This is a genomic window from Pseudomonas sp. S04 (assembly GCF_009834545.1).
In the GTDB taxonomy this organism is placed as follows: Bacteria; Pseudomonadota; Gammaproteobacteria; order Pseudomonadales; family Pseudomonadaceae; genus Aquipseudomonas.
In genome coordinates this window covers 3,489,601-3,512,948 of sequence record NZ_CP019427.1, presented here as the reverse complement: position 1 = coordinate 3,512,948, position 23,348 = coordinate 3,489,601, and the positions used below count along the sequence as shown (strand labels likewise).

Sequence of the window (23,348 nt, the reverse complement as noted above, 5' to 3'; positions counted from 1 at the left end):
GAGGTTAATCATGCCAACCAGAAGTAGTGTCATGCCCGCCTGCACACTCCTGGCACTGTGCTGCCAGCAAGCCTGGGCCGGCGGCATTCTGCTCTACGAAGTTGGCACCGATAATGCCGGCCTGGCCAACGCCGGTGCCGCTGCGCGCGCCCAGGGCCCATCGACCATCGCCAGTAACCCCGCGGGCATGAGTTACCTGTCAGGCACACAAATTACCGCAGGCCTGCAAGTGCTGTATGGCGACCTGAGCTTCGATCGCGACGCCGGTAGCAATGTCGCAGGAACCGGCAGCGGTAACGCTCTCGACCCGATTCCCGGTGGCAGTTTCTTTATCAGCCATGAACTCGACGACCACTGGAGCGTCGGCTTCGGCCAGTACGGTGACTTCGGCCTGGCGGTCAACTACGACAATGACTGGTACGGTCGCTACTTCGCGCAGAACTCCAGTCTGCTGGGTCTGTCCCTGGTACCCAGCGTTGCGTACCGATTTAATGAGCAATGGTCGGTGGGTGTTGGCGTCAAGGCCATGTACGGCATGATGCAGGCGCAAACCGCCATCGACCGCGCTCCCTTCGGCTTCACCGATCGTGCTGACGGTCAGTACAAATACAAGGACGGGGCCTGGGGTTATGGCGCCAATGTCGGGGTAATCTACGCCCCGCAATCCGGCACGCGTATTGGCCTGACCTACACCAGTAAAGTCGATCTGGACTTCGAAGACCGGCTGGATGTGAAAGGCGACGGGCGTCTGCTGGAGCGCATCAACGACACCGCCACCAAACTCGACACCAGCGTGCCGCAGACCGTGACCCTCAGCCTGTTCCAGCAATTGGACCGGCAATGGGCTTTGCTGGCCTCGGCTAATTGGCAGGATTGGTCGCAGTTCGGTGAGATCGGTGTACAGGTCGACACCACGGCGTTGGGCGCACAGTCGAAATCAGTCGATGCCGGGTTCAAGGACACTTGGCACCTGTCCCTGGGCGCGCAGTACCAGGCTACCGAGCAATGGCTGTGGAATGTTGGTATGGCCTACGACAGCAGCGCCGTCTCCGACAGCAAACGCAGCGTGATTGTACCCATGGGCGAATCCTGGCGCATCGCCACAGGCGCAACCTATGCGCTTAATCAAGACACCGACATCAACGTCAGTTGGGCCATGGTCTGGCTAGGCGATATGCCTGTGGACCAGACCAAGTCGATCTCGGGTCATCAAGTCTCCGGGGAGTACGGCGACGCCTGGATCCAAGCCCTCAGCGGCAACATGACCTGGCGATTCTGAGGTGTGAGCGTTTTCGCAAGTGGACGGAACCGATTGCGCTAACCATTACACCACCGACCCAAACCTAATGGAGTTTGGGTCGTCGTGACTCCTTTGCCGCCGATCTGCGAATTCCAACTAAAGGTCTATAGTTGTAATCGCCCTGCAATAGCTACCTGGCTAGAAAGTACGCCTCCCACCGCCGCCAATGCGGTGTTCGCCAACGTGCTCGGGCACCCCTCAATCAGCAAACAGCCCGTCGTTGAGCTACGCTGCGATACGTACCCCTGACCTGAATTATGTCAAGTAAGGAACTGACGCATGCGGAGCAGGTTTCTCGCGCAATTGATTGCTGTTTTCTTGTTGTTTTGCTCAGTTTTCGCGTTCGCGCAGGACTCTCGCGCAACGGTAGAACCTGCTTCCGCGGAACTGAAAATCTACAACCGCAGCGTCATGGTTTTCCGCGCCGCGTTATACGGTGAAATACCGGAAATACGGGTCAAGCGTGCGAAAGCGGCGATCAGTGAGGCAATGGATGAGTCAGACGATCTGAATGTCACCCTCGACTCCATTCAGAACAGTTATATGGTGCTGCTGGGCTCCAGGCGCGCGTTTATTGTTTCTCCCCAGGATGTCGATGCCAGCCAATTTGAATCAGTGCGCCAGGCCGCAGAAAGCGCCGCCGACAAACTGCGCCAGGTGGTTAGCGAAACCCAGGAAGCCCGCAGCCTGCATTTCATTTTCAGGTCACTGGCAGCTGCAGCCCTTGCCACCGGTATTCTGATTGCCGCGCTCTGGGGCATGGCGTATCTGCGCCGCAGATTGCTGAGGAAACTGCCGGACTTGATGGATCGGCATACACAGGCGCTGAAAGTCGGACGTGTACAGGTAATAGATGCCAATTACCTGTATCCGCTGGTCAGTCGTTTACTCGGGTTACTGCGCTGGCTCGTCGTGCTGTTGCTCACGTATGAATGGCTTGGCTTTATTTTGTCGCGGTTTCCCTATACCCGGCCCTGGGGCGAAAGCCTCAACAACTATCTGTTGGACGTCGCGGGATATCTACTCGAAGGGATCGTCGGTGCAATTCCTGGTTTCGGCGTCGCAGTCGCAATCTTTTTCATTGCCCGTGGTATCTCAGCTTTCAGTCGCCGGATCTTGCGCCGCATGGCGGTCCCCGGCACCTTCAGTTGGCTGAATCAAGAAACCCTGCACCCGACCCAGCGCTTGACCTCCCTGGCTATCTGGCTGTTTGCCTTGGCCATGGCTTATCCCTATTTGCCCGGCGCCGGTACAGATGCCTTTAAAGGTTTGTCGGTACTGATCGGTTTGATGATTTCCCTCGGTGCCACCAGTGTGGTCGGGCAGGCGGCGGCCGGATTGATCCTCACGTACACCCGAACCTTGCGTCCCGGGGAGTTCGTGCGCATTGGCGACTATGAAGGCACCGTCACAGAGCTGGGCATGTTCACGACTAGCATCCGAACAGGTCTGGGGGAGGTGTTGACGCTGCCCAATTCGATGATTACCGCCACCGTTACCAAGAACTACTCCCGTACCGTGCAAGGTCCTGGGTATGTGGTCGACACGGTCGTGACCATCGGTTACGACACGCCGTGGCGGCAGGTCGAGGCGATGTTGCTGGAGGCCGCCAGGCGCACCCCCGGTGTTCTCGAAGACCCTCCGGCGCAGGTGTTCCAGACCGCGTTGTCGGACTTCTATCCCGAGTATCGACTGGTGGCCCAGGCAATTCCGAGTCAACCTCGACCGCGGGCGGTATTGCTCAGCCTGTTGCACGCCAATATCCAGGACGTATTCAACGAGTACTCAGTGCAAATTATGTCGCCGCACTATCTCGGTGACCCCAGCGAAGAGAAGCGTGTACCCAAGGACAAATGGTTTACCGCACCCGCGCAACAATCGAAGGAACTGTGAGCGCTATTGCAGGGCGCTCACAAATTGGCCCGGGTTAGCAGGGCTGGGCCGCCAGGCTATTGGTGATGTTCCGCCCCAGCACCAGCACCGTGACAAAACCGCAACCTACCAGCGCCGTGGCGAGGCTCAGCAGCACCGAGCTGCCCAGGTGGTCGACGATCTGCCCGCCGAAAAACGAACCCAGCGCAATAATCACCTGGAACAAGGCGACGAATAGCGGCATCCCGCGTTCGACATCCTTGGGCGCTACGACGAACATCCAGATACTGGCGCAGGCCGGGAAGGCGCCGAAGGCGAAACCCCAGAGCGCGATCAGCATCGCCGCGCCGGTCATGCCGGTGGCGAAGTGGGGGAATAGGGCGGTGCTGGTGCCGATCATCAGTGCGACCAGCAATAGGGTATGGCGTACGCTGCGGTTGGCGGCGAAGCCGGCAAAAATATTACCCATGACCCCGGCCACGCCAAAGAGCAGCAGCAACGAGCCAATAGTCGGCCCATCGAAGCCGGCACTGTGTTTAAAGAAGGGGGCGACGTAGGTGTAGGCGGCAAAGTGCGCCAGGCCGATCAGCAATACCGCAATCAAGCCAACGCGCGCTTGTGGATTGACGAACAGGGCTGGCAGGTCACTGATGCGGATGGCCTTTTCCGGGGTCAGGCGAGGCAGCAGGAAGACCTGCGCCAGGAGCACCGGAATACCCATCAACGCGGTGATCAGGAACGTCATGCGCCAGCCCATCAGGCCGCTGAGCCAGGTGCCTACGGGCACGCCAAGGACGGTGGCCAAGGTCACGCCGACCATGATTATCGAGGTGGCCTGGGCGACGCCAACGCCCTTGGGGGCCAGCCTGCCGCTGAGCGCGATGGCCGTCGCCCAGAAGCCGCCGATACTGATGCCCAGCAGTACGCGCCCGAACAGCAGCAGGTTGAAGTCGCTGGCGAAGGCCACGACCGAGTTGGCGATGATCATGATCAACGTCAGGCCGATCAGTAGATAGCGACGGTCCATGGCGCCAATCCCCACAGACAGCAAGGGGGCGGCCAGGGCGGCCATGATGCCGGGCAGGGTAACCATCAGGCCGGCGTGGCCGGCACTGATGCCAAGGTCGCTGGCGACATCGTTGAGTACGCCCACCGGAAGAAACTCACTGGTGACCAGGGCGAATGCACCTACGGCGACGGAGAGAATCGCCAACCACTGCTGTTTGACACTTTGCTGGCTATGTTCGGGGATGTCGCGAGGGGCCTGGCTGGCGCTTGGCATGGTGTTGATTCCAGAGGGACAGGTCGCCTGCAGGCAGGCGGGGGGAAAAGGGAGGCGATTATAGGAATCAGTCCTGGATATTCAACAGGCGTGCCGCTCGATAGTAATCATCAGCGCAATCAATGCGAGGTTCTTGGCGGGGGGGAGGCCATACACGGCGGTGCCGGCGATGGCCTCTGTTGATTGCGCTCGCTGGGAGCGCGTTCAAGCTAGCGCAGGAAACCCAGGTCCAAGGGGTAGTCCAGGATGATCCGGGTTTGATCCAGGTCGTTGGCAATCGCGCCGTAATCGCCACCGGTCCGCATCGAGGCGAGCATCAAGCGCAGCGACAGGTTCTTCGCCGGTCCTGACTGCACCACGTATTTGACCCACAGGTCCCGCTCCCACTGCGAGCCATCGTGCACCGCCTGGTATCGGGAGTAGGCACCGCCGGCATCCCTGCCGTCGATGTCAGTGCCACGAATGTAGCGCGCGGTGAAGGTCAGGCCCGGCACGCCGAGCACGGCGGCATCCAAGTCATAGCGGGCACTCCAGGCCTTTTCGTTGGGGCTGTTGAAGTCACTGCCCTGGGAGGCCGCATCCAGTTCGATATCAAAACTGTTCCAGACATAGTCGAATGGCTGGTCTCCATCGATCTGCGTATAGGCCAGTTCAAACTTGTGCCCACCCAGCGCATACCCCGCACGCGCACTCCAGGCATCGTTGCGGATATCGCCCAGCAATGCCGCGCCGGTATTGCGGGTACGGTAATAGTTGACGCCGGTATTCACCACGCCGCCGACGGTCAATGGCAGGCGGTAGTCAAGCGAGGCGAACTGCTGATTCCAGATGTCATCGAGTTCGGAACCAAATAGCTTGATCTTGAGGTTGTTGACCCCCGTGTAAATACCGCCGTAATAACTGACGAACTCGCTATCGGCCTGGCGCCCGCTGTAGGCCGTGCCCAGATGCCCACCATGATTGGGTTGCGCGCGGTCGCTACTGGAGACAAAACGCCCGGCATTCAGGGTCAGGCCGTCGAGCGAGCGATCCGTGGCGTTGAAACCCCTTAATGTTTGCGGCAACAGACGAATGTCGCCGTATTTGAGCACTGGCGAGTCGGGAAACAGATCGCCGTAGGCCAACTCGGTATGGCCGACCCGCATCTTCACCGCGCCACCGGCCTTGGAGTAGCCACCTTTAGGCTCTCCTTGATTGTCCCGTGCAACGATGCCGCCATTGCCGATGCCATCCCCGACGCGTCCGTTGCCGCCGTCGAGTTTGAGCGCCCCCATGTAATGCAGATCCATGCCGAAACCAATCAGCCCCTGGGTATAACCTGAGTTGAACTTGGCCAGTACCCCCTGCGCCCACTCCTGACGATAACTTTGCCGTTCGCCTTCGGGGTTGCGGTAGCTGCCGCTACGGTTGTCGGCATTCCAGTAAAAGTTGCGCAAACCTACCGACGTCGTGCTGTCTTCAATAAAGCCGCTGGCCGACTCTGCCGCGCCCACTACGGTACTGCTCAGGCAGACGCTGGCGCCGGCCATCCCCAGGGTGAAAAGTTTGAACCACATGGTGCACTTCCTTTTTGCCAACGTTTAAGAGTGGCAGCGTGAATTTTTATTGTTCTGGACCAGGTGTGTTTGCTGCGGGCAAGGTCAAGCCCGACCGCTAACTTGCGCCGAGGCGTAAGTTGCACCCTTGTTGTTTTAGGTATTGCTCGGTAAGCCCAGGCTGCAACCCTTGGTGGGTTAACCAGCCCGGGCGATTGAGGCTCAGCGCGAGGCGGTCAAGCCGTCGAAGAACCGCGCAGCGTTTTCGTCGAGGGTGGCGATGTCGTAACCGCCTTCCTGCACCACCACGCATGGCAGGCCCAGCGCCTTGATTCGCTGGCCCAGTACTCGGAAACCTTCATGGGTTACCGCGACCTTGGACTGCGGGTCGTTTTCGTAGATATCAAAACCCAGCGACAGCACCAGTACGTCTGGGGCGAAGGCGCGCAAGGCGGCCTCGGCCTGGTCCATGCACGCGAAGAAATCCGCCTCGCTGGAGCCGTGGGCCATCGGCAGGTTCAGGTTAAAACCTTCACCGCGGCCAGTGCCGGTTTCGTCGTCGAAGCCGGCCACCACCGGGTAGAAGTTGGTGGGGTCGCCATGGATCGACACGTAGAGCACGTCGTCGCGGTCGTAGAAAATCTCCTGGATGCCCTGGCCATGGTGCATGTCGGTATCCAGCACCGCGACCTTGGCGAACGTGCCCCGCAACGCCTGGGCGGCAATTGCTGCGTTATTCAGAAAACAGAAGCCGCCAGCGCCTTCGGCACGGGCATGGTGTCCTGGTGGACGGCACAGGGCGTAGGCCGCCTCATCGCCCTGGATAATCGCCTGGGCGGCGGCCACCGCACTTTGCGCTGACCAGTAAGCGGCCTGCCAGGTGTGTTGGCCAATCGGGCAACTGCCGTCGGCCAGGTAGCGGGCGGTCTTGCCCAGGATCCCGCGCAGCGGATTGCCTTCGCGGATGAAAATGTTCGACATCACCTCATCGCCCCAGTCTTCCGGCACCTCGTGCCATTGCTGGTATGCGCTGCTCAGGTAATCCAGGTAGGCCGGGCTGTGCACGGCGGCGAGTGGCGCGTGACCGTAGTCGAGCGGTTCCTGCAGCGGGTAGCCGAGCTTCTTGACCACCGCCAGCAGTGGGTCGATACGCGCGGGCACCTCTTGCGGCTCGCGCATCTGCCCGCGCGAGAGGTAGGAACGTGGATGGTGCAGACGTTGTGCCGGGTGGAAAAATGTTTTCATGGATGACCTCATGCCAAGACAATTCAGGTTGCATGTGCGTTGGCCGATAACGCGGCACATAACGCGCAGTGATTAATTAGCGGTCCGCTCAATATCCCTGTTCGGGATCGACCAGATTGTTCAATGCCAGTCCCGCGGCGAGCCGCGAAACGTTGTCGGCGACCTGCTGGGCGATGCATTGGTCCGAGGCGGCGGACGCCATGTGCGGCGTCACCCAGACCCCAGGGGTGCGCCACAGCGGCGAGTCCACAGGCAACGGTTCCTGCTCGAACACATCCAGCAAGGCGCCACGCAATTGCCCGCTCGCCAGGGCTTGTTGCAAGTCCGGATGATTGAGGTGCTGGCCACGCCCGCAATTGATCAAGGCACTGCCTCGCGCCATGTACTGGAACACCTCGCGGCCCAACACACCTTGAGTGGCGGCGGTCAGCGGCAGCAAGTTGACCAGTACATCCAGCTCCGAAAGAAACCCCTGCAGTGCACACGCTCCGCTGAAGGTGCTCACGCCATCGATTGCTCGCGGCGTGCGCGCCCAACCGCGCACGTCGTAGCCGGCCTCGGCCAGCCGCATGGCCACCGGTGCCCCGATCGCTCCCAGGCCCATCACCCCGACCCGGAACCCTTGCGCACGGCGCTGCAGCGGACGCTGCCAGCGTTGTGCAGCGTTGCCGGTTATCACCTGGTCGAAGCCGCGGTGAAAATGCAACACCCCCCAGTGCACGTACTCGCTCATACCCTGGGTGTGATCCGGGTCGACCACCCGGCATACCGGCAGCGCCGGATCACGCGAAGGATCCTGGGCCAGGTGGTCGACCCCCGAGCCAATCGAGTACACCAGGCGCAAGTTCGGCAAGGCGCCGAGGCTGCCCGCTGGTGGGAACCAGCACACTGCAACCTGGGCCTGCTGTGCGCCTGAATCTTCAGGGCGCAGCACCTGCAAGTGCGGTGCATGGCTGGCAAACAGCGCGGCCAGCCAATCGGTCAGCGCAGGGTTCTGGCACAACAACACGAGACTGGCCATGGTCAACGGCACCAATCGGCGCGCTGCTCGTCGATCAGACTGAGCGCGGCCTGCCAGGCCAGATCAATGATCCCCTCGATACCCTCACGGCCAAACTGCGCGGCGGTGTGCCGGCACACGGCTTCGTCGGGGATGTTCAGCGCTACCCCGGCGGACATCGCCTGGATCTGCGCCTGGCAGGCGCGCTCCAGGAAGTAGATTTCGTGGAACGCCGCCGCCACGCTGTCACCGGCCGCAAGCAGGCCGTGGTTACGCAGGATCATCGCTTTGTGCGGGCCCAGGTCAGTCACCAGCCGCTCGCGCTCGTGCATCGACAACGCGATGCCTTCGTAGGTGTGGTACGCCAGGTTGCCGTAGAACTTCAGCGCGTGCTGGGTCAGCGGCAACAGCCCGTCGCGCTGGGCGGCCACCGCCATACCGGCAGCGGTGTGGGTGTGGATGATGCAGTGCAGATCCGGGCGAGCCTCATGAATCGCCGAATGGATGACGAACCCGGCCGCATTCACGTGCCCACCGTGCTGACCATCGACCACGTTGCCCTCGAGGTCGATCAGGACCAGGTCACTGGCGCGCATTTTCTCGAACGCCACGCCGTAGCGATTGATCAGGAAATGCCGCTGCGGCCCGGGCACACGCAGGGTGATGTGAGTGTCGATCAGGTCGGTCATGCGGTAGTAGGCGACCAGCCGATACAGCGCGGCCAACTCGCAGCGCGACTGCCACTCGATTTGCGACATAGCGCTTGGCTTGCTCATTAAACAACTCCTTGGGAAAGGGGCAGCCCGACCGGCTTGGCATTGACGCCGCGCAAATAAGCCAGGCCCAGTACACCGATCAACGACATCAGCGCCAGCCCGCTAAAGAAGACTGCCAGCGGCCACCATTGACCGACGAAATGCCCCGCCAGGAAGGTGCCGATCAGTGGCGTCAGGCCACCACTCACGCCGCTGCCCAACTGATAGGCAATCGAGATGCCCGAGTAACGCACCCGCGCCTGGAAGGCTTCAGCCATGTAGCCGGCGATCACCGCGTACAGTGCTGCCAGCAGCAGTACCGCCAGGGCAATCCCCGCGGTCATGTAGAACAGGTTGCCGGTCTGCACCAGCAGGAACATCGGGTACGGCACCAGGATGCACAGCGACGCCACCCACTTGAGGAAGCGTCCCTCGCCCAGGCGTTCGGCCAACAGCGCAGAACAGGGTTGGGAGAGAAATTGCAGCACGGTGACCACGAACAGACAGTCGAGGATCGTGGTCTTGGCGATGCCCTGGTACTGCGTGACGTAGGTGATCATGAAGGTGTTGGTGAAGAAGAAACCGCCCGAGCCGATAGTCACTGCCAGGGCCGCGAACAGAATGCTCTTCCAGTCCTTGCGGATAACTTCCAGCACCGGGTTCTCGGCGGTCTGGCCGCTGTCCTGGACCGCGGCAAACTCCGGCGACTCAGGCACGCCGAAACGAATCGCCAGGCCGACCATCATCAGCACGCCGCTCATCAGGAACGGAATACGCCAGCCCCAGCTCATCAGTGCGTCCTGCTCCATTTCACTGATGCAGCGGAATGCGATCAGCGCCAACAGCAGGCCCGCCGGGCTGCCCCATTGGGCGAACGAGGCGAAGAACACCTTGCGGCCCTTGGGCGCGTGTTCACTGGCCATCAGCACCGCGCCACCCCATTCGCCACCGACCGAAATCCCTTGCAGTAAGCGCAGGACCACCAGGCCGATCGGGGCCCAGATACCCGCCTGGGCATAAGTGGGTAGCAAGCCGATGCAGGTGGTCGCCACCCCCATCAGCACGATGGTCACCAGCAACATTTTCTTGCGCCCCAGGCGGTCGCCCAGATGGCCGAAGACCATGCCGGCGAACGGGCGGGCGATAAAGCCGACCGCGAAGCTGCCGAACGCGGCCATGGTGCTGAGCATCGGGTTTTCACTGGGGAAGAACAGCTGGCCGAGGACCAGCGCTGCCGCGAAGGCATAGATGTAGAAGTCGTAGAATTCGATGGTGGTGCCGATAAAGGCCGCTGCCGCGGCACGTCGCGGACTTGAGGTAGTGCTCGTCATCTGTAGCTCCTGGACGTCATTGTTATAAGCAGGAGGAAATGTGTGTCATGCGCAGGCACGACGTTCGCACTCTGGCGGTGCGTTGCTGGATCTTGCGCCAGCCCCTATGCTAGGAAAAGCTTCTAATCTAAATACTCAAGTATAAGCACCAGGAATAATGATGATCCCTGCCGGCCCTTCGTTACGCGATCCCGACGCCAAGCGCTTCCTCAACGACCGCCTGGACTGGAATCTGTTGCGCACCTTCCTGGTGATCGGCCAGGAAGGCAGCATCAGCCGGGCCGCCGCGCGCCTGCACTTGAGCCAGCCGGCCATCAGCCAGGCCCTGCGGCGCCTGGAGGAGCAACTCGACAGCGCGCTGGTGGTGCGCCGTGGGCCGCGTATCAGCCTGTCCAAGGCCGGTGAAGAAGTCATGCAGATCGCCGCCGAACTGTACGGCACGGTCTCGCGCCTGGGCCCAGCCCTGGATTCACCTGCCGAGACGGTGGTGGGCAAGATCCGCATGCTGACCATCAGTCGTATTCAATCACGCTGCTACGATGAGTTCCTCGCGCAATTTCACCTTGAATACCCGCAGGTGGAGTTCGAGGTCGATGTGCTGCGCAGCTCGGATGTGGCCAGCGCACTGCTGCAAAAAACCGCCTCGTTCGGCCTGAGCCTGTGCCGCACCCCACAGCCCAAGCTTGAGCAACGGGTGTTGCTGCAGCAGCGCTATGCGTTTTTCTGCGGCAAGCGGCACCGGCTGTTCGGTCGCACGAACCTGACCCTGGCGGATTTGCAGAGTGAAAACTTCGTCAGTTTTACCAGCGACCAGATTGGCGGCAACCTGTCGCCGCTTACGGTGTTTCGTGATCAGCAAGGGTTCACTGGGCGCATTGTTGCTTCGTCTCCGAGCCTCGATGAAATCCGCCGACTGGTGGGTGCAGGTTATGGCATCGGTTGCCTGCCGGAGCACATCGTCGCGGCTGATGTGCTGGCTGGAGAAGTCTGGCGCTTGCCGCCATGGGAGGGAGTGATTGACGTGAATGTCTACTTGCTGTGGAACCGTGAACAGAAACTGACTCAGGCTGAGTCGGTATTTCTCGAGAGGTTCCAGCAGATGCTCATGACCACGGATCTGGCTGAGCGGTTTTAGGTTCGGTACTGCGCGCCATCGTAGACGGTCATCGCGAGCAGGCTCGCGATGGTCGCCAACGATAACGCGCACAACCTGATGCACCGCGCCGTCCTTGCAACCATCGCTGGCAAGCCAGCTCCCACAGGTCCCTGCATACACCAGACCCTGTGGGGCTCGGCAAGCCAGCCCTCCCATAGATGACCCCACGTCATCCATCCATTGAAGAACCATCCTTTGTAAGCCCCCAGACCCCTGGCGCTTAATCGCCGCGGACCGCGATCCGCGCGGTCTCATGCGCTCACTACAATAACAAGGGGATGTCATGCACGAAGAGGCGGGTTTACTACTGATTTTGATGGCGGCTATCGGCTTGATTGTAGTGCTGGTGGTCAAGTTTCGCGTCCATTCCTTCCTGGCGTTGATGCTCGCCAGTTTTGTCGTCGGGGCGGGTGCGGGCATGCCGCTGTCGTCCATCGCCGACTCCTTTGAAAAGGGCATGGGCGGCACCCTGGGGTTTCTTGCGGCGGTGATTGGCCTGGGGAGCATCCTGGGTAAGATGCTGGAAGTGTCCGGTGGCGCCGAGCGTATCGCTCGCACGCTGCTCAGCACCTTGGGCGAGCAACGTGCCTCCTGGGCGATGATGCTGGTGGGCTTCATTGTCGGCATTCCGGTGTTCTTCGAGGTCGGCTTTGTGTTGCTGATTCCGCTGATCTATGTGGTCGCCCGGCAAACCCGCTTGAACATCCTGTATGTCGGCCTGCCCCTGGCGATTTCGTTGATGACCGTGCACTGCATGTTGCCGCCGCACCCGGCAGCCATGGCGATCACCCAACTGCTGGGCGCTGACGTCGGCAAGGTGATTATCTATGGGCTGATCGTCGGCCTGCCTACCGCCATCGTGGCGGGGCCGGTGTGGGTCAAGCTGGTGTGCAAGCGCCACGAGCCGGCCAGCGGCCAGAGCTTCGCCGCGGCGCCCACCAGCCTGGCAGACACTCGGGCGATGCCAGGCCTGGGGCTGACGCTGTTGGTGATCCTGCTGCCGTTGTTGCTGATGGTCGGCAAGACCCTGGTGACCATGAGCCTGCCCCAGGGCAGTGGCTTCTATCAACTGATGAGCTTTCTCGGCAATCCGCTGACCGCGCTGGCCATTGCGGTGGTGTTCGCCTACGGTTCCCTGGGCCTGTATCGCGGGCTGGGCATGGCCGAGCTGCAGCGCCTGACTGAGCAGTCCTTCACGCCGTTGGCCAATATCCTGTTGATCATCGGTGCCGGCGGGGCCTTCAATGGCGTGCTGATCGACAGTGGCGTAGGCAAGGTCCTGGCCAGCACGCTGTCGCAATGGGACCTCAATCCGATTCTGCTGGCCTGGTTCGTCGCCGGCCTGATGCACCTGGCCGTGGGCTCGGCCACCGTGGCGATGATCAGTGCCGCGGGCATGGTCCTGCCGCTACTGGACGCGATGCCTGGGCAGAACCGCGAAATCGTGGTGATTGCGATCGGCGCCGGCGCCATTGGCTGGACCACGGTGACCGACTCGGCGTTCTGGGTGGTCAAGGAATACCTGGGGGTGTCCCTGGGCGAGGCGCTGAAAAAATTTACCGTTGGAACCTTGCTGGCCTCGGTCGTGGCCCTGGGAATGACGCTATTGGTATCGCAGTGGGTTTGAGCACACCCGCGATGCTGTCCACTGTCTGGAGTAGAACCATGATTCACAACAAATCCCTGGCTGACTGGTGTCAGAGCCACCCCCTGATTGGACCGTTGACCCGGGTCGAGCCCGTCACCTGGTTCAACCCGGCCCTGGCGCCGACTGCGCAGGCCTTGAGTGATGTGCCCCTGGGCCTGGCCGACGTGGATGACGCCAGCGCCCGGCTTGAGCGATTTGCCAGCTACATTCAGTCGGTGTTCCCCGAGACCCGGGCGAGCGCTGGCATCATCGAGTCGCCGCTGATCGCGCTGCCGCGCCTGCAGGCTACCCTCTGTGCCGAGGCGCAACTGCCGGTGCAGGGCGCACTGTGGCTGAAGGCCGACAACCTGCTGCCGATTTCCGGGTCGATCAAGGCCCGCGGCGGCATCTATGAGGTGCTCAAGCACGCCGAGGACCTGGCGCTGGCCGGCGGCCTGATTCAACCGGGCGCTTGCTACAGCAGCCTGGACAGCGATACCGCCCGGGCCTTTTTTGGCCAGCACAGCATCGCCGTTGGCTCCACCGGCAACCTCGGCCTGTCCATCGGCATCATGAGTGCGCGCCTGGGGTTCAAGGCCACCGTGCACATGTCCGCCGATGCCCGGCAGTGGAAAAAAGACCGCCTGCGTGCCTGCGGAGTGACGGTGGTCGAGTATCAATCGGACTACAGCGTCGCCGTCGAGCAGGGCCGGCAGCAGGCCGAGAGCGATCCCAAGTGCCATTTCGTCGACGACGAGAACTCGATCAATCTGTTCCTCGGTTACGCGGTGGCGGCGCGTCGCTTGCAGCACCAACTGGTGTCCGCGGGGATTACGGTCGACGCGCAACACCCGCTGTTTGTCTATCTGCCGTGCGGTGTCGGCGGCGGCCCTGGTGGCGTTGCCTTTGGCCTGAAGCAGATTTTCGGCGACGCGGTGCACTGCGTGTTCGCCGAGCCGACGCACTCGCCATGTATGTTGCTGGGGGTCTACACCGGGCTGCACGACGAGGTCAGCGTCTATGATTTTGGCATCGACAACCGCACCGCCGCCGACGGCCTGGCGGTGGGGCGACCGTCGGGGTTTGTCGGGCGTTCGATGCAACGCTTGCTCGACGGCTACTACACCCTCAGCGACGAGCAGATGTACCGCCTGCTGGCCCTGCTGCATGCCGAGGAAGGCCTGAAGCTGGAGCCCTCGGCGCTGGCTGGATTGCCCGGGTTCCTGCGGGTGCTGCAAGAGCAACAGGGCTATCGTCAACGCCTGGGTCTCGACGCACAGCGCCTGGCCAACGCCACGCACCTGGTGTGGGGCACGGGCGGCAGCATGGTGCCGGCGCAAGAAATGGACGCGTACCTGGAGCAGGGACGTACACTGTTGGCCGCACACTAGCCATTGCACCCGGGGCCGCGCGGCCCCGGGTTTCTCGCCCGCGGAAAAACGCCCCGATGCTGAACCTGCCTCCTCGATTGAGCTCCCGGCTCAACAGCTCACAGTTCGCCAACCTGCACACCTTTCTGGTCGCCGCCCGGCACCTGAGTTTTGCCTTGGCTGCCGAAGAACTGTGCGTCACGCCCAGCGCCGTCAGCCATCGCATCGCCCGCCTCGAACAAGCCCTGGACCTGCGCCTGTTCGAGCGCCTGACCCGTCGGGTGCGCCTGACGGGGGAGGGCGAGCGCGTGTTTGCGATCCTCGAAGGGGTGATGGAGCAGTTGTCCGAAGCCCTGCAACAGTCGCCCCAGGCCGAGCTGTGCGGGTCGGTGGCGCTGTATGCCCGTCCTTCGGCTGCGCAATGCTGGCTGGTGCCACGCCTGGCGGACTTTCACCAACGCTACCCGAACATTGCCCTGGACATCCGCGTCGGCAACGACGCCATCGATTTTCGCACGCAAAACGTCGACCTCGCGCTGCTCTACGCCAATGGCGAATTCCCTGGGCTGGCCAGTCATGCCTTGATGAGCGAGACCATCGCGCCGGTCTGCAGCCCGCTGTATGCCGAGCGCCATGGCCTGCTTGAGGCGCCGCACAACCTGCGTCACTGCACGCTGTTGCACGATGCCCTGGCCTGGGACAACGCGGTCTACGATGCCGAGTGGCAACTCTGGGCCCGGCAGCAGGGGCTGCTCGAGGTCTTGCCGCAACGCGGGCTGACCTTCGATCGCTCCGACTTGTGTGTGACAGCGGCCATCAACCACGCGGGCATCGCCATCGGCCGCCAGCGCCTGGTGCAGAGCCGCATCGACCAGGGCGAACTGATCCTGCCCTTTGGTGGATTTTCCCAGCCGGGGCGCTACGACTATTTTCTCGTCCACCCCCATCGCGATCCCATGCCCCCTCGGGTGCAGGTGCTGATCGACTGGCTCAAGGAAAAGGCCGGCGCAGGCATGGCGGATTGAGCCGCCAGCGGAACCGACCGCTCCCGGTTGACGGTGGATGGACGACACTCGTCAGCTGCGCTATCTTGCCGCCGCTGCCAAAACGGCGGTGCGTGCCTCCTGTCCAGGCATGAGAGTCAGCCCAAGGATTGTTCATGGAACGAGTCACAACGAGTCGCTGGTTTGCCGTACTGCTCGGCCTGGTATTTATCGCGTTCGACCAGTGGATCAAGGTGCTCGCGCTGCTGTCTCTGGCGGCGCAGAGCTTCAAGATCGGCGGCAGTTTCGCCTGGCTGGATATCGCCCTGAGCCTCAATCCGGGTGCGTTCCTGAGCCTGGGGGCCGGCCTGGCACCGGCGGTCAAACAACTGATTTTCATCGTCGGTGTGGGCGCTGTGGTGTGCTGGGCGATCGGCTGGGCGTTGTCGCGCTGGGCCAGTTCGCCAGGCAAGGCGCTGGCGGTGTACTGCATCGCACTGGGTGGGGCGTCGAACCTGATCGACCGGGTGCTGCGTGACGGGCACGTGGTGGATTACCTGGTGCTCAACCTGGGATCGCTGCATACCGGGGTGTTCAACCTGGCCGATATCGCCATCATGGCCGGAGCCGCGGCCTTGCTGGTGGCGGAGTTGCGCAAGCCGCGCCAGGCCCGAGGCTAGTCACAGGTCACGCTGACGGCCTTCGCCGCGCGCTGCAGTTCCTGTTTCACGTCCACGGTGATGCGCTGTTCCATGCGGCGCTGTTCGAGGAAGACCTGGTCGCCCCGGGTGTCCACCTGCGCATCGATCGCCGCCGCCTCGGCCTCGATGGCGGCAGCATGCGCGGCAATCACCGCATTCACCTCGGCCTCGTTGCTGGCGGCGTCGAGCGCCTTGATCAGCGCCGCCACTTTGGCTTCCTCCTCCTGGCTGTAAGCGTCCAGCGACAAACCGGCCGCCAACGCGCGCGCCCGAATCTGCACATCCTTGAGCGCCTGCCGGGCCTCGGTGCACTGCACCTCGCGCTTGTGCTGGTTGACCATCTGCCACTGGACCAGCACGTAACTGGTCACGCCGATAAGCGCCACGGTGAGGCCAGCCATCAGCCGACGGCTCATGGCCGCGTCCAGGCAGATGGGGAGAGGGGGATGCACCAATACATCGTATTAATCCATTCGGAGGAGTTCAAAGCGTAGCAGCAGAATCGATCCACTCCGTTTGCTGGCCGTCGGTGTTAGCGGGTTTTGCACTTGGCCAGCACCACTTTGCAGGTGCTCGGCGTGCCACCGGATCGACCGGCGTAGCGTTGACAACTCACCATGGATTTTTGCCGCGCCGCACCCAAGGTCGAGCCCCAGGCCAGGCCGCCTTCCCCGGCGGTGGGCAGCGCCTTGGCATAGCAGTTGGAGCCCTGGCTGCTGCTCGCATAGGTGCTCCGGCTGGTTTTGCTGCTGCATCCCGCCATCAGCAGCAGTTGCAGGGCGAGCAGGCAGGTCGCCCATTTCCCCACGGTTGTCGCGTTCATCTGGCTTCCCCTGAATGGACTTTGGTTGCCGCCCAATACGTCCATGGTTCACATGGCGCTGGCATCGCTTTCGTGTTCGTCGGCGAAGGCCATCAGCACCTGCAGATCCAGCACCTCAAGCTTTATCCGCGAGATGAAGGCTGAAAACGCCAGGTTCGCCGCCAGTCGCCGCAGATCACTGGCCCAGGCGGGCAGGTAGGTCGGTCCCTGGAGCCAGCCGGATTCGAACAGCGGTGCCAGGCGTACGGTATCACCGAGGGTCAGGCGCCCGGCAAATAAATGTCCGACCAGGTCCGGGCGGTTGTCGCGGATGGCGATGCGCAGCAGGGTATGCACACCGAGTAATCCGGTCAGGTAGGCCGCGTCCTTGGTGAACGCCGCGCCGCCACGCAGGTCGGCCCCGCGGAACACCCGTTGGGTTGAGCGGAACGATTCCTCCTGCGATTGGCCGGCCGCCAGGAACCCTTCGAATACCTGGATAAAATCGGCGCCATCCAGCGCTTGCTGGACCGCCAGCACTCGCAGGGCCAGGCGGCGCAAACGGTTGATGTCCATGCTGGCGGTGAATAGCTCGGCGAGGGTGGCAATGCCTTCCTGGGTCTGGGTGGTGCGTGGGGCACCGAGGCCGAGGCTTTTCAGATTGCTCTGGCGGGCGCCGTTCTGCGCCGTGGCGACATGTACGAAGGCCTCGTGTTGCAGCAACTGCTGTTTGTCCAAGTCCGAGAACAGCGCGCTGGCACGCAGGCGGATTCGGCTTGCGCCGGCAATGGCCTTGGCGGCCAGGCTCGGGTCGAGCACGATGCTGATCTGGCCGGCGCCGAAAAAGCTGTCCAGCTCCGGTTGCATCCAGGCGGCGAAAGCCTCGGCCGGGATGTCGGCCTGGCTTGGGGGAATCCGAGCGCCGCCCAGCAGCGCGTCGGTGGTCTTGAGGAAGAACTGGGCCGCGTCGAGCATGCTCAAGTGCAGGTTCGTGTAATAGAAGTCCGGACGCCGGTACAGCGCCGAGGAGTAACGGGTGAAATCGGGAGTCCCGATGGCCCCCAGCATGCGCCCGGCCGTGGCGTAGCTGCGGGCGGTCATGGCCAGGTAATTGCCGGCCGGATGGCCCTCGTCACAGCGTCCGGCAAAGCTTTGCAGGGCGGCAATCTCGGCGCTGTGCTCACGCGCTTGTAACTCGACTCTGGGCAACGCCGCCTTGCCGGCGCGCCAATTGGCCAGGAACACCTCTTCAATCCCGACCGGCCAGGACAGCGCGTCCAACACACGGATCCTGCGGGCCAGACCAGGCAGGGCAGCATCGAGTTCTGACAGCGCAGCCGTGCTCATGGCAGTCACCTGGGCAGTGTCGGGTGTTCAATAAAAGCGTAGCAGCTGCCGAGCCCGCGAGGCTGCGTTCGAGGACGCAGTCCTCGCCGGGGGGGGCGTGGGTCCTTGGCGTCTGCTTCGCAGCCGAACGCAGCCTCGCGGGCTCGGCAGCTGCTACGGGCTAGTCAGCAGTTCGGCAATTTTGCGGCGCAGCTCACCGTGGGTTTCTTCGGCGTAGGGTGGGGCGGTTTTCCAGTCGTAGAACCAGGCGGGCATTTTGCGATGTTTTTCCGGTTCTGAGGCGTAGCGCGGGAATAGGTGGCAATGCAGTTCTGGCTCGGAATTGCCGAGGATCTCGTAATTCATCCGTAGCGCCCCGGTAGCCTGCAGAACGGCGTCGCCGATGCGGGCCATGTCGAGCAGGTAGGTGGCCCTGGCCTGGGCATCCAGATCGTTCAGGCTGGGCACCACAGGGTCGGGCAGCAACAAGCAGTATCCCGGCAGGAACTGCACGTCGCCCATCACCACCCAGCCAGATGCCAGGCGACAGATAACCTTGTCGTTGGCGCCGTTGCGCGCCATTTCTACTCGTTGCGAGATCAGAGCCATGTGCCTGTCCTTGGAGTGGGGGAGAAGAAGTACCGTCAATCCGTGCGCTATTCAAACATGCATCAGCAATCGTGCGCGTCCCTGCGCCCGGGCTATCTAGAAGCTGTATTTGGCGGTCAACATCATGTTGCGCGGAGCGCCGTAGGTGTCGCCACCGTAGCTGGTGGAGTTGGAGATGGACGAGTAGTACTCGCGGTCGAAGATGTTGTTGGCGTTGAGTTGCAGGTCCAGGTTCTGGTTGACCCGGTAGCCGGCCATCAGGTCGGTGATGGCGTAGGCACCCTGCTCGAGACGGTAGGTGCTGCCATCTGCCAGCGCGACGTCGTTGTACATGCGGCTCTGCCAGGAGATGTTGCCGCCGACCCGCAGTTTTTCCAGCGGGCCCTGGAAGCGGTAGCTGGTGGTCAGCTTGAACAGGTGCTCCGGGGTGTCCGTGTCGAAACGCTGGTTTTCGTTCTGCGGGTTGGCCGCATCCTTGAGGGTGTGCAGGCGTGCATAGGTATAGCCGCCGCCCACCTGCCAGTTCTCGGTCAGTGCACCTTGCAGTTCGAAGTCGATACCCTGGCTGCGAATCTCACCGGAGGCCTCATAGCAGGTAGCTTGCGGGCAGTTCGGTACGTACACCTGCACAGCGCGGTTTTCCTGGTCGATGCGGAACACTGCCAGGCTCGCATTCAGCGCGCCGTCGAAGTATTCGCCCTTGATGCCGACCTCGTAGTTCTTGCCGACGATGGGCTTGAGCGGAGTACCGGAGGTGCCCTTGGAACTCTGCGGGGTGAAGATGTCGCTGTAGCTGACGTAGACCGAGTGATGCTGGTCCAGGTCGTAGATCAGGCCGGCGTAGCGGGTGACGTTGCGGGTGACCTTGTAGTCGCCGTCGCCATCGCGGTTGTCGTAGTCGTACCAGTCCAGGCGGCCGCCGAGGATCAGCTTCAACGGGTCGGCCAGGCTCAGGCGGGTGGTCATGTACAGACCGTCCTGGGTGGTCACTTCGCGGCTGTCGTCGGTGTGCACGAAGTCCGGTTTGCCGGCATTGATCGGCCAGTTGGTGTCGTACGGGGAGTAGTTGTGGGTGGTCATGTCGTAGATGCGCTTGCTGGCGCCCACGACCAATTCATGGCTGCGCCCGAGCGCTTCGAACGGACCACTGAGAAACGCATCCACGCCGGCCTGGTTTTCATCGTGGCCGGATTGGTAGACGGTACGGGCCAGGGTGTTGTTGACCCAACGCGACTGGTAAGACCCGGTGAACATTGCGTTCTGTTCGGCGTAGTTGGCGTTGAACTGCAGCTTCCAGTCATTGGCCAACTGCTGGCGGACTTCGGCGAACAGGGTGTTGATCTCCTGGTCCTTGTTTTCCCAGTCAGTCCCGGGGTTGTAGGAGCGCGGCAGGTCCAGATGATGACCATCCAGGCCGATCATCGAAGAGCCCCAGAAGTAGTTGGTCTTGTCCTTCTGGTTGGAGAAACCGAGGGTCAGGGTGGTGTCTTCGCCAAGGTCTGCTTCGGTGACCGCGTAGAACAGGCCGTGCTGTTCATCGACATCATCGACGAAGCTGTTGGTGTCGCGGTAGGACGTCACGACCCGGCCGCGCAAGGTGCCGTTGTCGTTGAGCGGGCTGGAGGCGTCGACTTCGCCGCGATAGTTGTCCCAGCTGCCGGCGGCGCCGGTGAGGGTGACTTGCTGCTCGGCCAGTGGCCGCTTGCGGACCATGTTGATAGCTGCCGAAGGGTTGCCGGCACCGGTCACCAGGCCGGTGGCCCCGCGTACCACCTCGACCCGATCGAACATCGCCAGGTTCGGCTGGGCGCCGACCACCGCGCCTCGATAGCCGCTCGGGATGCCGTCATACATCAGGTTGTCGATGTCAAAACCGCGTGCCGAGTAGGACTGCCGGCCGGGGCCACCGGAGTAATCGAGGAACAATCCAGGGGTCGCATTGACCACATCGTTGATGCTGGTCATGGCCTGGTCGTCCATGCGCTGGCGGGTAATCACGGTGACGGCCTGGGGCGTTTCACGCATGGTCAGCGGCAGTTTGGTTGCCGTGGACATGGCGCCGGTGGTGTAGGAACTCGTGCCTTCGGTCGTGCTACCCAGTTGGGTGCTGGTAATTTCGGTAGCGCCCAGTTCCAGGGTGGTCGGCCTGGAGGTTTCTGGCATAGCGCTGCTGTCATCGGCAAAGGCTGGCGCCAGGGTAGCCATGCAGATGGCCATGGCCAGCAGATTTCGGGGCGCATTCAAATAACGCAGCGGGGTAACGCGCGGCATAAGGTAGGTTCCTGGTTGTTAATGATATAAATAGGGCTATTGAGAATCATTAACAAACATTCTCTCAGGTATTGCAGCGGCGAAGAAGCCTGCCATGAAAAAAATCTATGGGAGAGCTACAGCGTGGGGCAGGTCGCGGTACTCAGTTGTTGGCCGGCGTGTCCTGGTCGAGCAGGACCGCACCGCTGCCCAGTTGGCCCAGGCGATCACCGGGATTGCGCAGCGGGCAGTCGTCGATCGACAGGCAGCCGCAGCCGATACAGCCGTCGAGTTGATCGCGCAGCTGGGTGAGGCTGTGAATCCGCTCGCTGAGCATGTCGCGCCAGATTGTCGACAGGTGTTGCCAGTCGTGCGCGGTCAAGGCGCGCCCGGTCGGTAGTTGGTCGAGCGTCGCCTTGATGGTCGCAAGGGGGATGCCTGCGCGCTGGGCGATCTTGATAATGGCTACCCGGCGCAGCACTTCGCGCGCATAACGCCGCTGGTTACCGGCACTGCGCTCGGCATGGATCAAGCCCTTGGCCTCGTAGAAGTGCACGGTGGCAACCGTCACACCGCAGCGCCGGGACACTTCCCCTACCGATAGAGGCACGCGAACATCGATCGACATGGCAGTTTTCTCTTGACCTCATCTATGGATGAGGTTTTATAAGGAGGTCGGCTTGCCGTTGCAAGCGCCCATTCGCGGTGGCGAGTGGGATCACTGACTGGAGCTGACATGGACACGTGTGAAGGACCCACTGACGATCATCTGCAATCTGTGGCACCGGCAGGCACCGGCTGGGCCGACCTGCTATCGGGGGCCAATGGCGTGCGCTCGCTGGCACTCGCCGGTGGCGTGGTGCTCCATGCGATCAATGTCTATATCGCTACCACCATCCTGCCCTCGGTGGTCAAGGACATCGGCGGCCTGGACTATTACGCGTGGAACACCACGCTCTTCGTCGCGGCTTCGATCCTCGGCTCGGCGCTGTCGGCGCGCTGGCTGACGGGCATGGGACCTCGTGGCGCGTACATTGGTGCGACTCTGGTGTTTGCCTGTGGTGCGCTGATCTGCGCATTTGCCCCGTCAATGGCCGTGATGCTCACGGGCCGGCTTGTCCAGGGGCTGGGCGGCGGGTTGTTGTTCGCCTTGTCCTACGCGATGATCCGGCTGGTTTTCGCCGAAGCTCTATGGCCGCGGGCGATGGCCCTGGTCTCCGGCATGTGGGGGGTGGCTACCCTGGTCGGTCCCGCCGTCGGGGGGATCTTTGCGCAACTGGGCGTGTGGCGGGCGGCGTTCTGGTCGTTGATCCCGGTCGCCATTCTGTTCGCCCTGCTGGCGGCACGCATACTGCCCAAGCGCAGCGCGGACCAACCGTCGCGCGTGCCATTGCCGTTGGTCCAACTGGTGCTGCTGACAGCGGCGGTACTCTGCGTGTCGGCGGGCAGCGTTGGGTCGATGCTGTCGTGGAATATCCTCGGCCTTGGCGCGGCCGCGATCCTGACAGCCCTATTGATCTGGAGCGAAAGTCGCGCCCGCCAGCGATTGCTTCCGGCCGGTGCATTTTCCATGACCTCGGCGCTCGGTGTGCTCTACGCAACGATGTCGTTGCTTGCGGTCGCGGTCACCAGTGGCGAGATCTTTGTGCCGCTGTTCCTCCAGGTCCTCCATCAGCAGTCGCCGCTGATGGCCGGTTACCTCGCGGCGCTCATGGCGGCGGGTTGGACGCTGGGATCGATTGGCAGTTCAGGCGCGAGCGCCAGGGCAGTGGGCCGGGTGATCCTCGCCGGTCCACTGCTTGGATTCACCGGCATGGCGGCGCTGGCCGTTCTGCTGCGCAGTGAAAGTGGCGGCGACTGGCAGGCACTCCTGCCAATCTGCCTGGCGCTGGTGATCATCGGCTTGGGCGTCGGCCTGGCCTGGCCCCATCTACTGACCCGGATATTCCAGGTGGCACCGGCGGGAGAGCAAGACCTGGCATCGGCGTCTATCACCACCGTGCAATTGTTCGCGACCGCGCTCGGTGCGGCGCTGGCGGGAATGGTGGCGAACCTCGCCGGCCTGACTGTTCCCGGAGGTGTCGCTGGTACGGCGAATGCCGCAAGCTGGCTGTTTGGCGTGTTCGCTCTCGCACCGCTGCTGGGCATCCTGACGGCCCGGCGGGTGGTGCGGGGGATCGGCGCGAACTCGTAGCGCAGGTGCA

The 23,348-nt window shown here is 62.4% G+C and carries 20 protein-coding genes; 8 read left to right on the top strand and 12 right to left on the bottom strand.

Translation table 11 applies throughout. From position 1 onward, the window contains the following. Positions 1 to 31: 31 nt before the first annotated feature. A complete protein-coding gene (locus PspS04_RS15445; RefSeq protein WP_414860984.1) occupies positions 32 to 1,279 on the top strand; it encodes an OmpP1/FadL family transporter in 1,248 nt (415 codons plus the stop codon). A 300-nt stretch (positions 1,280 to 1,579) separates the two neighbouring features. Next, entirely contained in the window at positions 1,580 to 3,193 is a 1,614-nt protein-coding gene (locus PspS04_RS15440) for a mechanosensitive ion channel family protein (protein ID WP_159996343.1), read from the top strand. Positions 3,194 to 3,227: 34 nt separating this feature from the next. On the opposite strand, the gene PspS04_RS15435 is transcribed toward PspS04_RS15440, so the two are convergent. The 6 genes from PspS04_RS15435 to PspS04_RS15410 form a co-directional block, all read right to left on the bottom strand. Then, entirely contained in the window at positions 3,228 to 4,454 is a 1,227-nt protein-coding gene (locus PspS04_RS15435; RefSeq protein ID WP_095168620.1) for an MFS transporter, read from the bottom strand. A gap of 209 nt (positions 4,455 to 4,663) precedes the next feature. Beyond that, positions 4,664 to 6,010 carry an OprD family porin gene (locus tag PspS04_RS15430; protein ID WP_159996341.1) on the bottom strand — a complete coding sequence of 449 codons (1,347 nt, stop codon included), beginning with the start codon at positions 6,008 to 6,010 and terminating at the stop codon, positions 4,664 to 4,666. A gap of 201 nt (positions 6,011 to 6,211) precedes the next feature. Continuing rightward, positions 6,212 to 7,234: a histone deacetylase family protein gene (locus PspS04_RS15425; protein ID WP_159996339.1), complete on the bottom strand. Its 1,023-nt coding sequence runs from the start codon at positions 7,232 to 7,234 to the stop codon at positions 6,212 to 6,214. A gap of 88 nt (positions 7,235 to 7,322) precedes the next feature. After that, positions 7,323 to 8,255, bottom strand: a complete 933-nt coding sequence (locus PspS04_RS15420; protein WP_159996337.1) for a 2-hydroxyacid dehydrogenase — start codon at positions 8,253 to 8,255, stop codon at positions 7,323 to 7,325. A 2-nt stretch (positions 8,256 to 8,257) separates the two neighbouring features. Next, on the bottom strand, positions 8,258 to 9,010 hold the full coding sequence (locus PspS04_RS15415) for a class II aldolase/adducin family protein (RefSeq protein ID WP_159996335.1): 753 nt from the start codon (positions 9,008 to 9,010) through the stop codon (positions 8,258 to 8,260). After that, positions 9,010 to 10,320, bottom strand: a complete 1,311-nt coding sequence (locus tag PspS04_RS15410) for an MFS transporter (RefSeq protein ID WP_159996333.1) — start codon at positions 10,318 to 10,320, stop codon at positions 9,010 to 9,012. Before PspS04_RS15410 ends, PspS04_RS15415 begins: the two co-directional genes overlap by 1 nt. Positions 10,321 to 10,480: 160 nt before the next feature. Here PspS04_RS15410 and PspS04_RS15405 point away from each other — a divergent pair, with 160 nt between their 5' ends. From PspS04_RS15405 to PspS04_RS15385, 5 genes are all read left to right on the top strand, one after another. Continuing rightward, positions 10,481 to 11,455, top strand: coding sequence for a LysR family transcriptional regulator (locus PspS04_RS15405; protein ID WP_095168630.1), 975 nt, complete (start codon positions 10,481 to 10,483; stop codon positions 11,453 to 11,455). A 304-nt stretch (positions 11,456 to 11,759) separates the two neighbouring features. After that, entirely contained in the window at positions 11,760 to 13,103 is a 1,344-nt protein-coding gene (locus PspS04_RS15400; protein ID WP_159996331.1) for a GntT/GntP/DsdX family permease, read from the top strand. 38 nt (positions 13,104 to 13,141) lie between these two features. Further along, entirely contained in the window at positions 13,142 to 14,494 is a 1,353-nt protein-coding gene (locus tag PspS04_RS15395; protein ID WP_159996329.1) for a D-serine ammonia-lyase, read from the top strand. A 56-nt stretch (positions 14,495 to 14,550) separates the two neighbouring features. After that, positions 14,551 to 15,498 carry a DNA-binding transcriptional regulator DsdC gene (dsdC, locus tag PspS04_RS15390; RefSeq protein WP_095168638.1) on the top strand — a complete coding sequence of 316 codons (948 nt, stop codon included), beginning with the start codon at positions 14,551 to 14,553 and terminating at the stop codon, positions 15,496 to 15,498. Positions 15,499 to 15,632: 134 nt separating this feature from the next. Then, positions 15,633 to 16,136 carry a signal peptidase II gene (locus tag PspS04_RS15385; protein WP_159996327.1) on the top strand — a complete coding sequence of 168 codons (504 nt, stop codon included), beginning with the start codon at positions 15,633 to 15,635 and terminating at the stop codon, positions 16,134 to 16,136. On the opposite strand, the gene PspS04_RS15380 is transcribed toward PspS04_RS15385, so the two are convergent. The 6 genes from PspS04_RS15380 to soxR all read right to left on the bottom strand — a co-directional run bounded on the left by PspS04_RS15380 (position 16,133) and on the right by soxR (position 21,772). Then, the gene (locus PspS04_RS15380) at positions 16,133 to 16,573 is read right to left on the bottom strand and encodes a hypothetical protein (protein ID WP_095168642.1); all 441 of its coding nucleotides are present in this window, start codon (positions 16,571 to 16,573) and stop codon (positions 16,133 to 16,135) included. The two genes, PspS04_RS15385 and PspS04_RS15380, sit on opposite strands and share 4 nt — an antisense overlap. Before the next feature lie 116 nt (positions 16,574 to 16,689). Continuing rightward, positions 16,690 to 16,980 carry a hypothetical protein gene (locus PspS04_RS15375; RefSeq protein WP_159996325.1) on the bottom strand — a complete coding sequence of 97 codons (291 nt, stop codon included), beginning with the start codon at positions 16,978 to 16,980 and terminating at the stop codon, positions 16,690 to 16,692. 48 nt (positions 16,981 to 17,028) lie between these two features. Then, on the bottom strand, positions 17,029 to 18,306 hold the full coding sequence (locus PspS04_RS15370) for a flavohemoglobin expression-modulating QEGLA motif protein (RefSeq protein WP_159996323.1): 1,278 nt from the start codon (positions 18,304 to 18,306) through the stop codon (positions 17,029 to 17,031). Positions 18,307 to 18,459: 153 nt separating this feature from the next. Further along, positions 18,460 to 18,894 carry an HIT family protein gene (locus tag PspS04_RS15365; RefSeq protein ID WP_159996321.1) on the bottom strand — a complete coding sequence of 145 codons (435 nt, stop codon included), beginning with the start codon at positions 18,892 to 18,894 and terminating at the stop codon, positions 18,460 to 18,462. Positions 18,895 to 18,990: 96 nt separating this feature from the next. After that, entirely contained in the window at positions 18,991 to 21,165 is a 2,175-nt protein-coding gene (locus PspS04_RS15360) for a TonB-dependent siderophore receptor (RefSeq protein WP_174244580.1), read from the bottom strand. Between the two features lie 142 nt (positions 21,166 to 21,307). Beyond that, positions 21,308 to 21,772: a redox-sensitive transcriptional activator SoxR gene (gene soxR, locus PspS04_RS15355; protein WP_095168650.1), complete on the bottom strand. Its 465-nt coding sequence runs from the start codon at positions 21,770 to 21,772 to the stop codon at positions 21,308 to 21,310. Positions 21,773 to 21,880: 108 nt separating this feature from the next. Here soxR and PspS04_RS15350 point away from each other — a divergent pair, with 108 nt between their 5' ends. After that, positions 21,881 to 23,338, top strand: a complete 1,458-nt coding sequence (locus PspS04_RS15350; protein WP_159996319.1) for an MFS transporter — start codon at positions 21,881 to 21,883, stop codon at positions 23,336 to 23,338. Positions 23,339 to 23,348: the final 10 nt, after the last annotated feature.

Bases quoted from the DNA above. Each gene is read 5' to 3' on its own strand.
- PspS04_RS15405 (WP_095168630.1), top strand. From the start codon at position 10,481: ATGATCCCTGCCGGCCCTTCGTTACGCGATCCCGACGCCAAGCGCTTC.
- soxR (WP_095168650.1), bottom strand. From the start codon at position 21,772: ATGTCGATCGATGTTCGCGTGCCTCTATCGGTAGGGGAAGTGTCCCGG.
- PspS04_RS15375 (WP_159996325.1), bottom strand. From the start codon at position 16,980: ATGAACGCGACAACCGTGGGGAAATGGGCGACCTGCCTGCTCGCCCTG.
- PspS04_RS15360 (WP_174244580.1), bottom strand. From the start codon at position 21,165: ATGCCGCGCGTTACCCCGCTGCGTTATTTGAATGCGCCCCGAAATCTG.
- dsdC (WP_095168638.1), top strand. From the start codon at position 14,551: ATGCTGAACCTGCCTCCTCGATTGAGCTCCCGGCTCAACAGCTCACAG.
- PspS04_RS15435 (WP_095168620.1), bottom strand. From the start codon at position 4,454: ATGCCAAGCGCCAGCCAGGCCCCTCGCGACATCCCCGAACATAGCCAG.
- PspS04_RS15445 (WP_414860984.1), top strand. From the start codon at position 32: ATGCCCGCCTGCACACTCCTGGCACTGTGCTGCCAGCAAGCCTGGGCC.
- PspS04_RS15395 (WP_159996329.1), top strand. From the start codon at position 13,142: ATGATTCACAACAAATCCCTGGCTGACTGGTGTCAGAGCCACCCCCTG.
- PspS04_RS15440 (WP_159996343.1), top strand. From the start codon at position 1,580: ATGCGGAGCAGGTTTCTCGCGCAATTGATTGCTGTTTTCTTGTTGTTT.
- PspS04_RS15385 (WP_159996327.1), top strand. From the start codon at position 15,633: ATGGAACGAGTCACAACGAGTCGCTGGTTTGCCGTACTGCTCGGCCTG.
- PspS04_RS15365 (WP_159996321.1), bottom strand. From the start codon at position 18,894: ATGGCTCTGATCTCGCAACGAGTAGAAATGGCGCGCAACGGCGCCAAC.
- PspS04_RS15420 (WP_159996337.1), bottom strand. From the start codon at position 8,255: ATGGCCAGTCTCGTGTTGTTGTGCCAGAACCCTGCGCTGACCGATTGG.
- PspS04_RS15430 (WP_159996341.1), bottom strand. From the start codon at position 6,010: ATGTGGTTCAAACTTTTCACCCTGGGGATGGCCGGCGCCAGCGTCTGC.
- PspS04_RS15415 (WP_159996335.1), bottom strand. From the start codon at position 9,010: ATGAGCAAGCCAAGCGCTATGTCGCAAATCGAGTGGCAGTCGCGCTGC.
- PspS04_RS15425 (WP_159996339.1), bottom strand. From the start codon at position 7,234: ATGAAAACATTTTTCCACCCGGCACAACGTCTGCACCATCCACGTTCC.
- PspS04_RS15350 (WP_159996319.1), top strand. From the start codon at position 21,881: ATGGACACGTGTGAAGGACCCACTGACGATCATCTGCAATCTGTGGCA.
- PspS04_RS15400 (WP_159996331.1), top strand. From the start codon at position 11,760: ATGCACGAAGAGGCGGGTTTACTACTGATTTTGATGGCGGCTATCGGC.
- PspS04_RS15370 (WP_159996323.1), bottom strand. From the start codon at position 18,306: ATGAGCACGGCTGCGCTGTCAGAACTCGATGCTGCCCTGCCTGGTCTG.
- PspS04_RS15380 (WP_095168642.1), bottom strand. From the start codon at position 16,573: ATGAGCCGTCGGCTGATGGCTGGCCTCACCGTGGCGCTTATCGGCGTG.
- PspS04_RS15410 (WP_159996333.1), bottom strand. From the start codon at position 10,320: ATGACGAGCACTACCTCAAGTCCGCGACGTGCCGCGGCAGCGGCCTTT.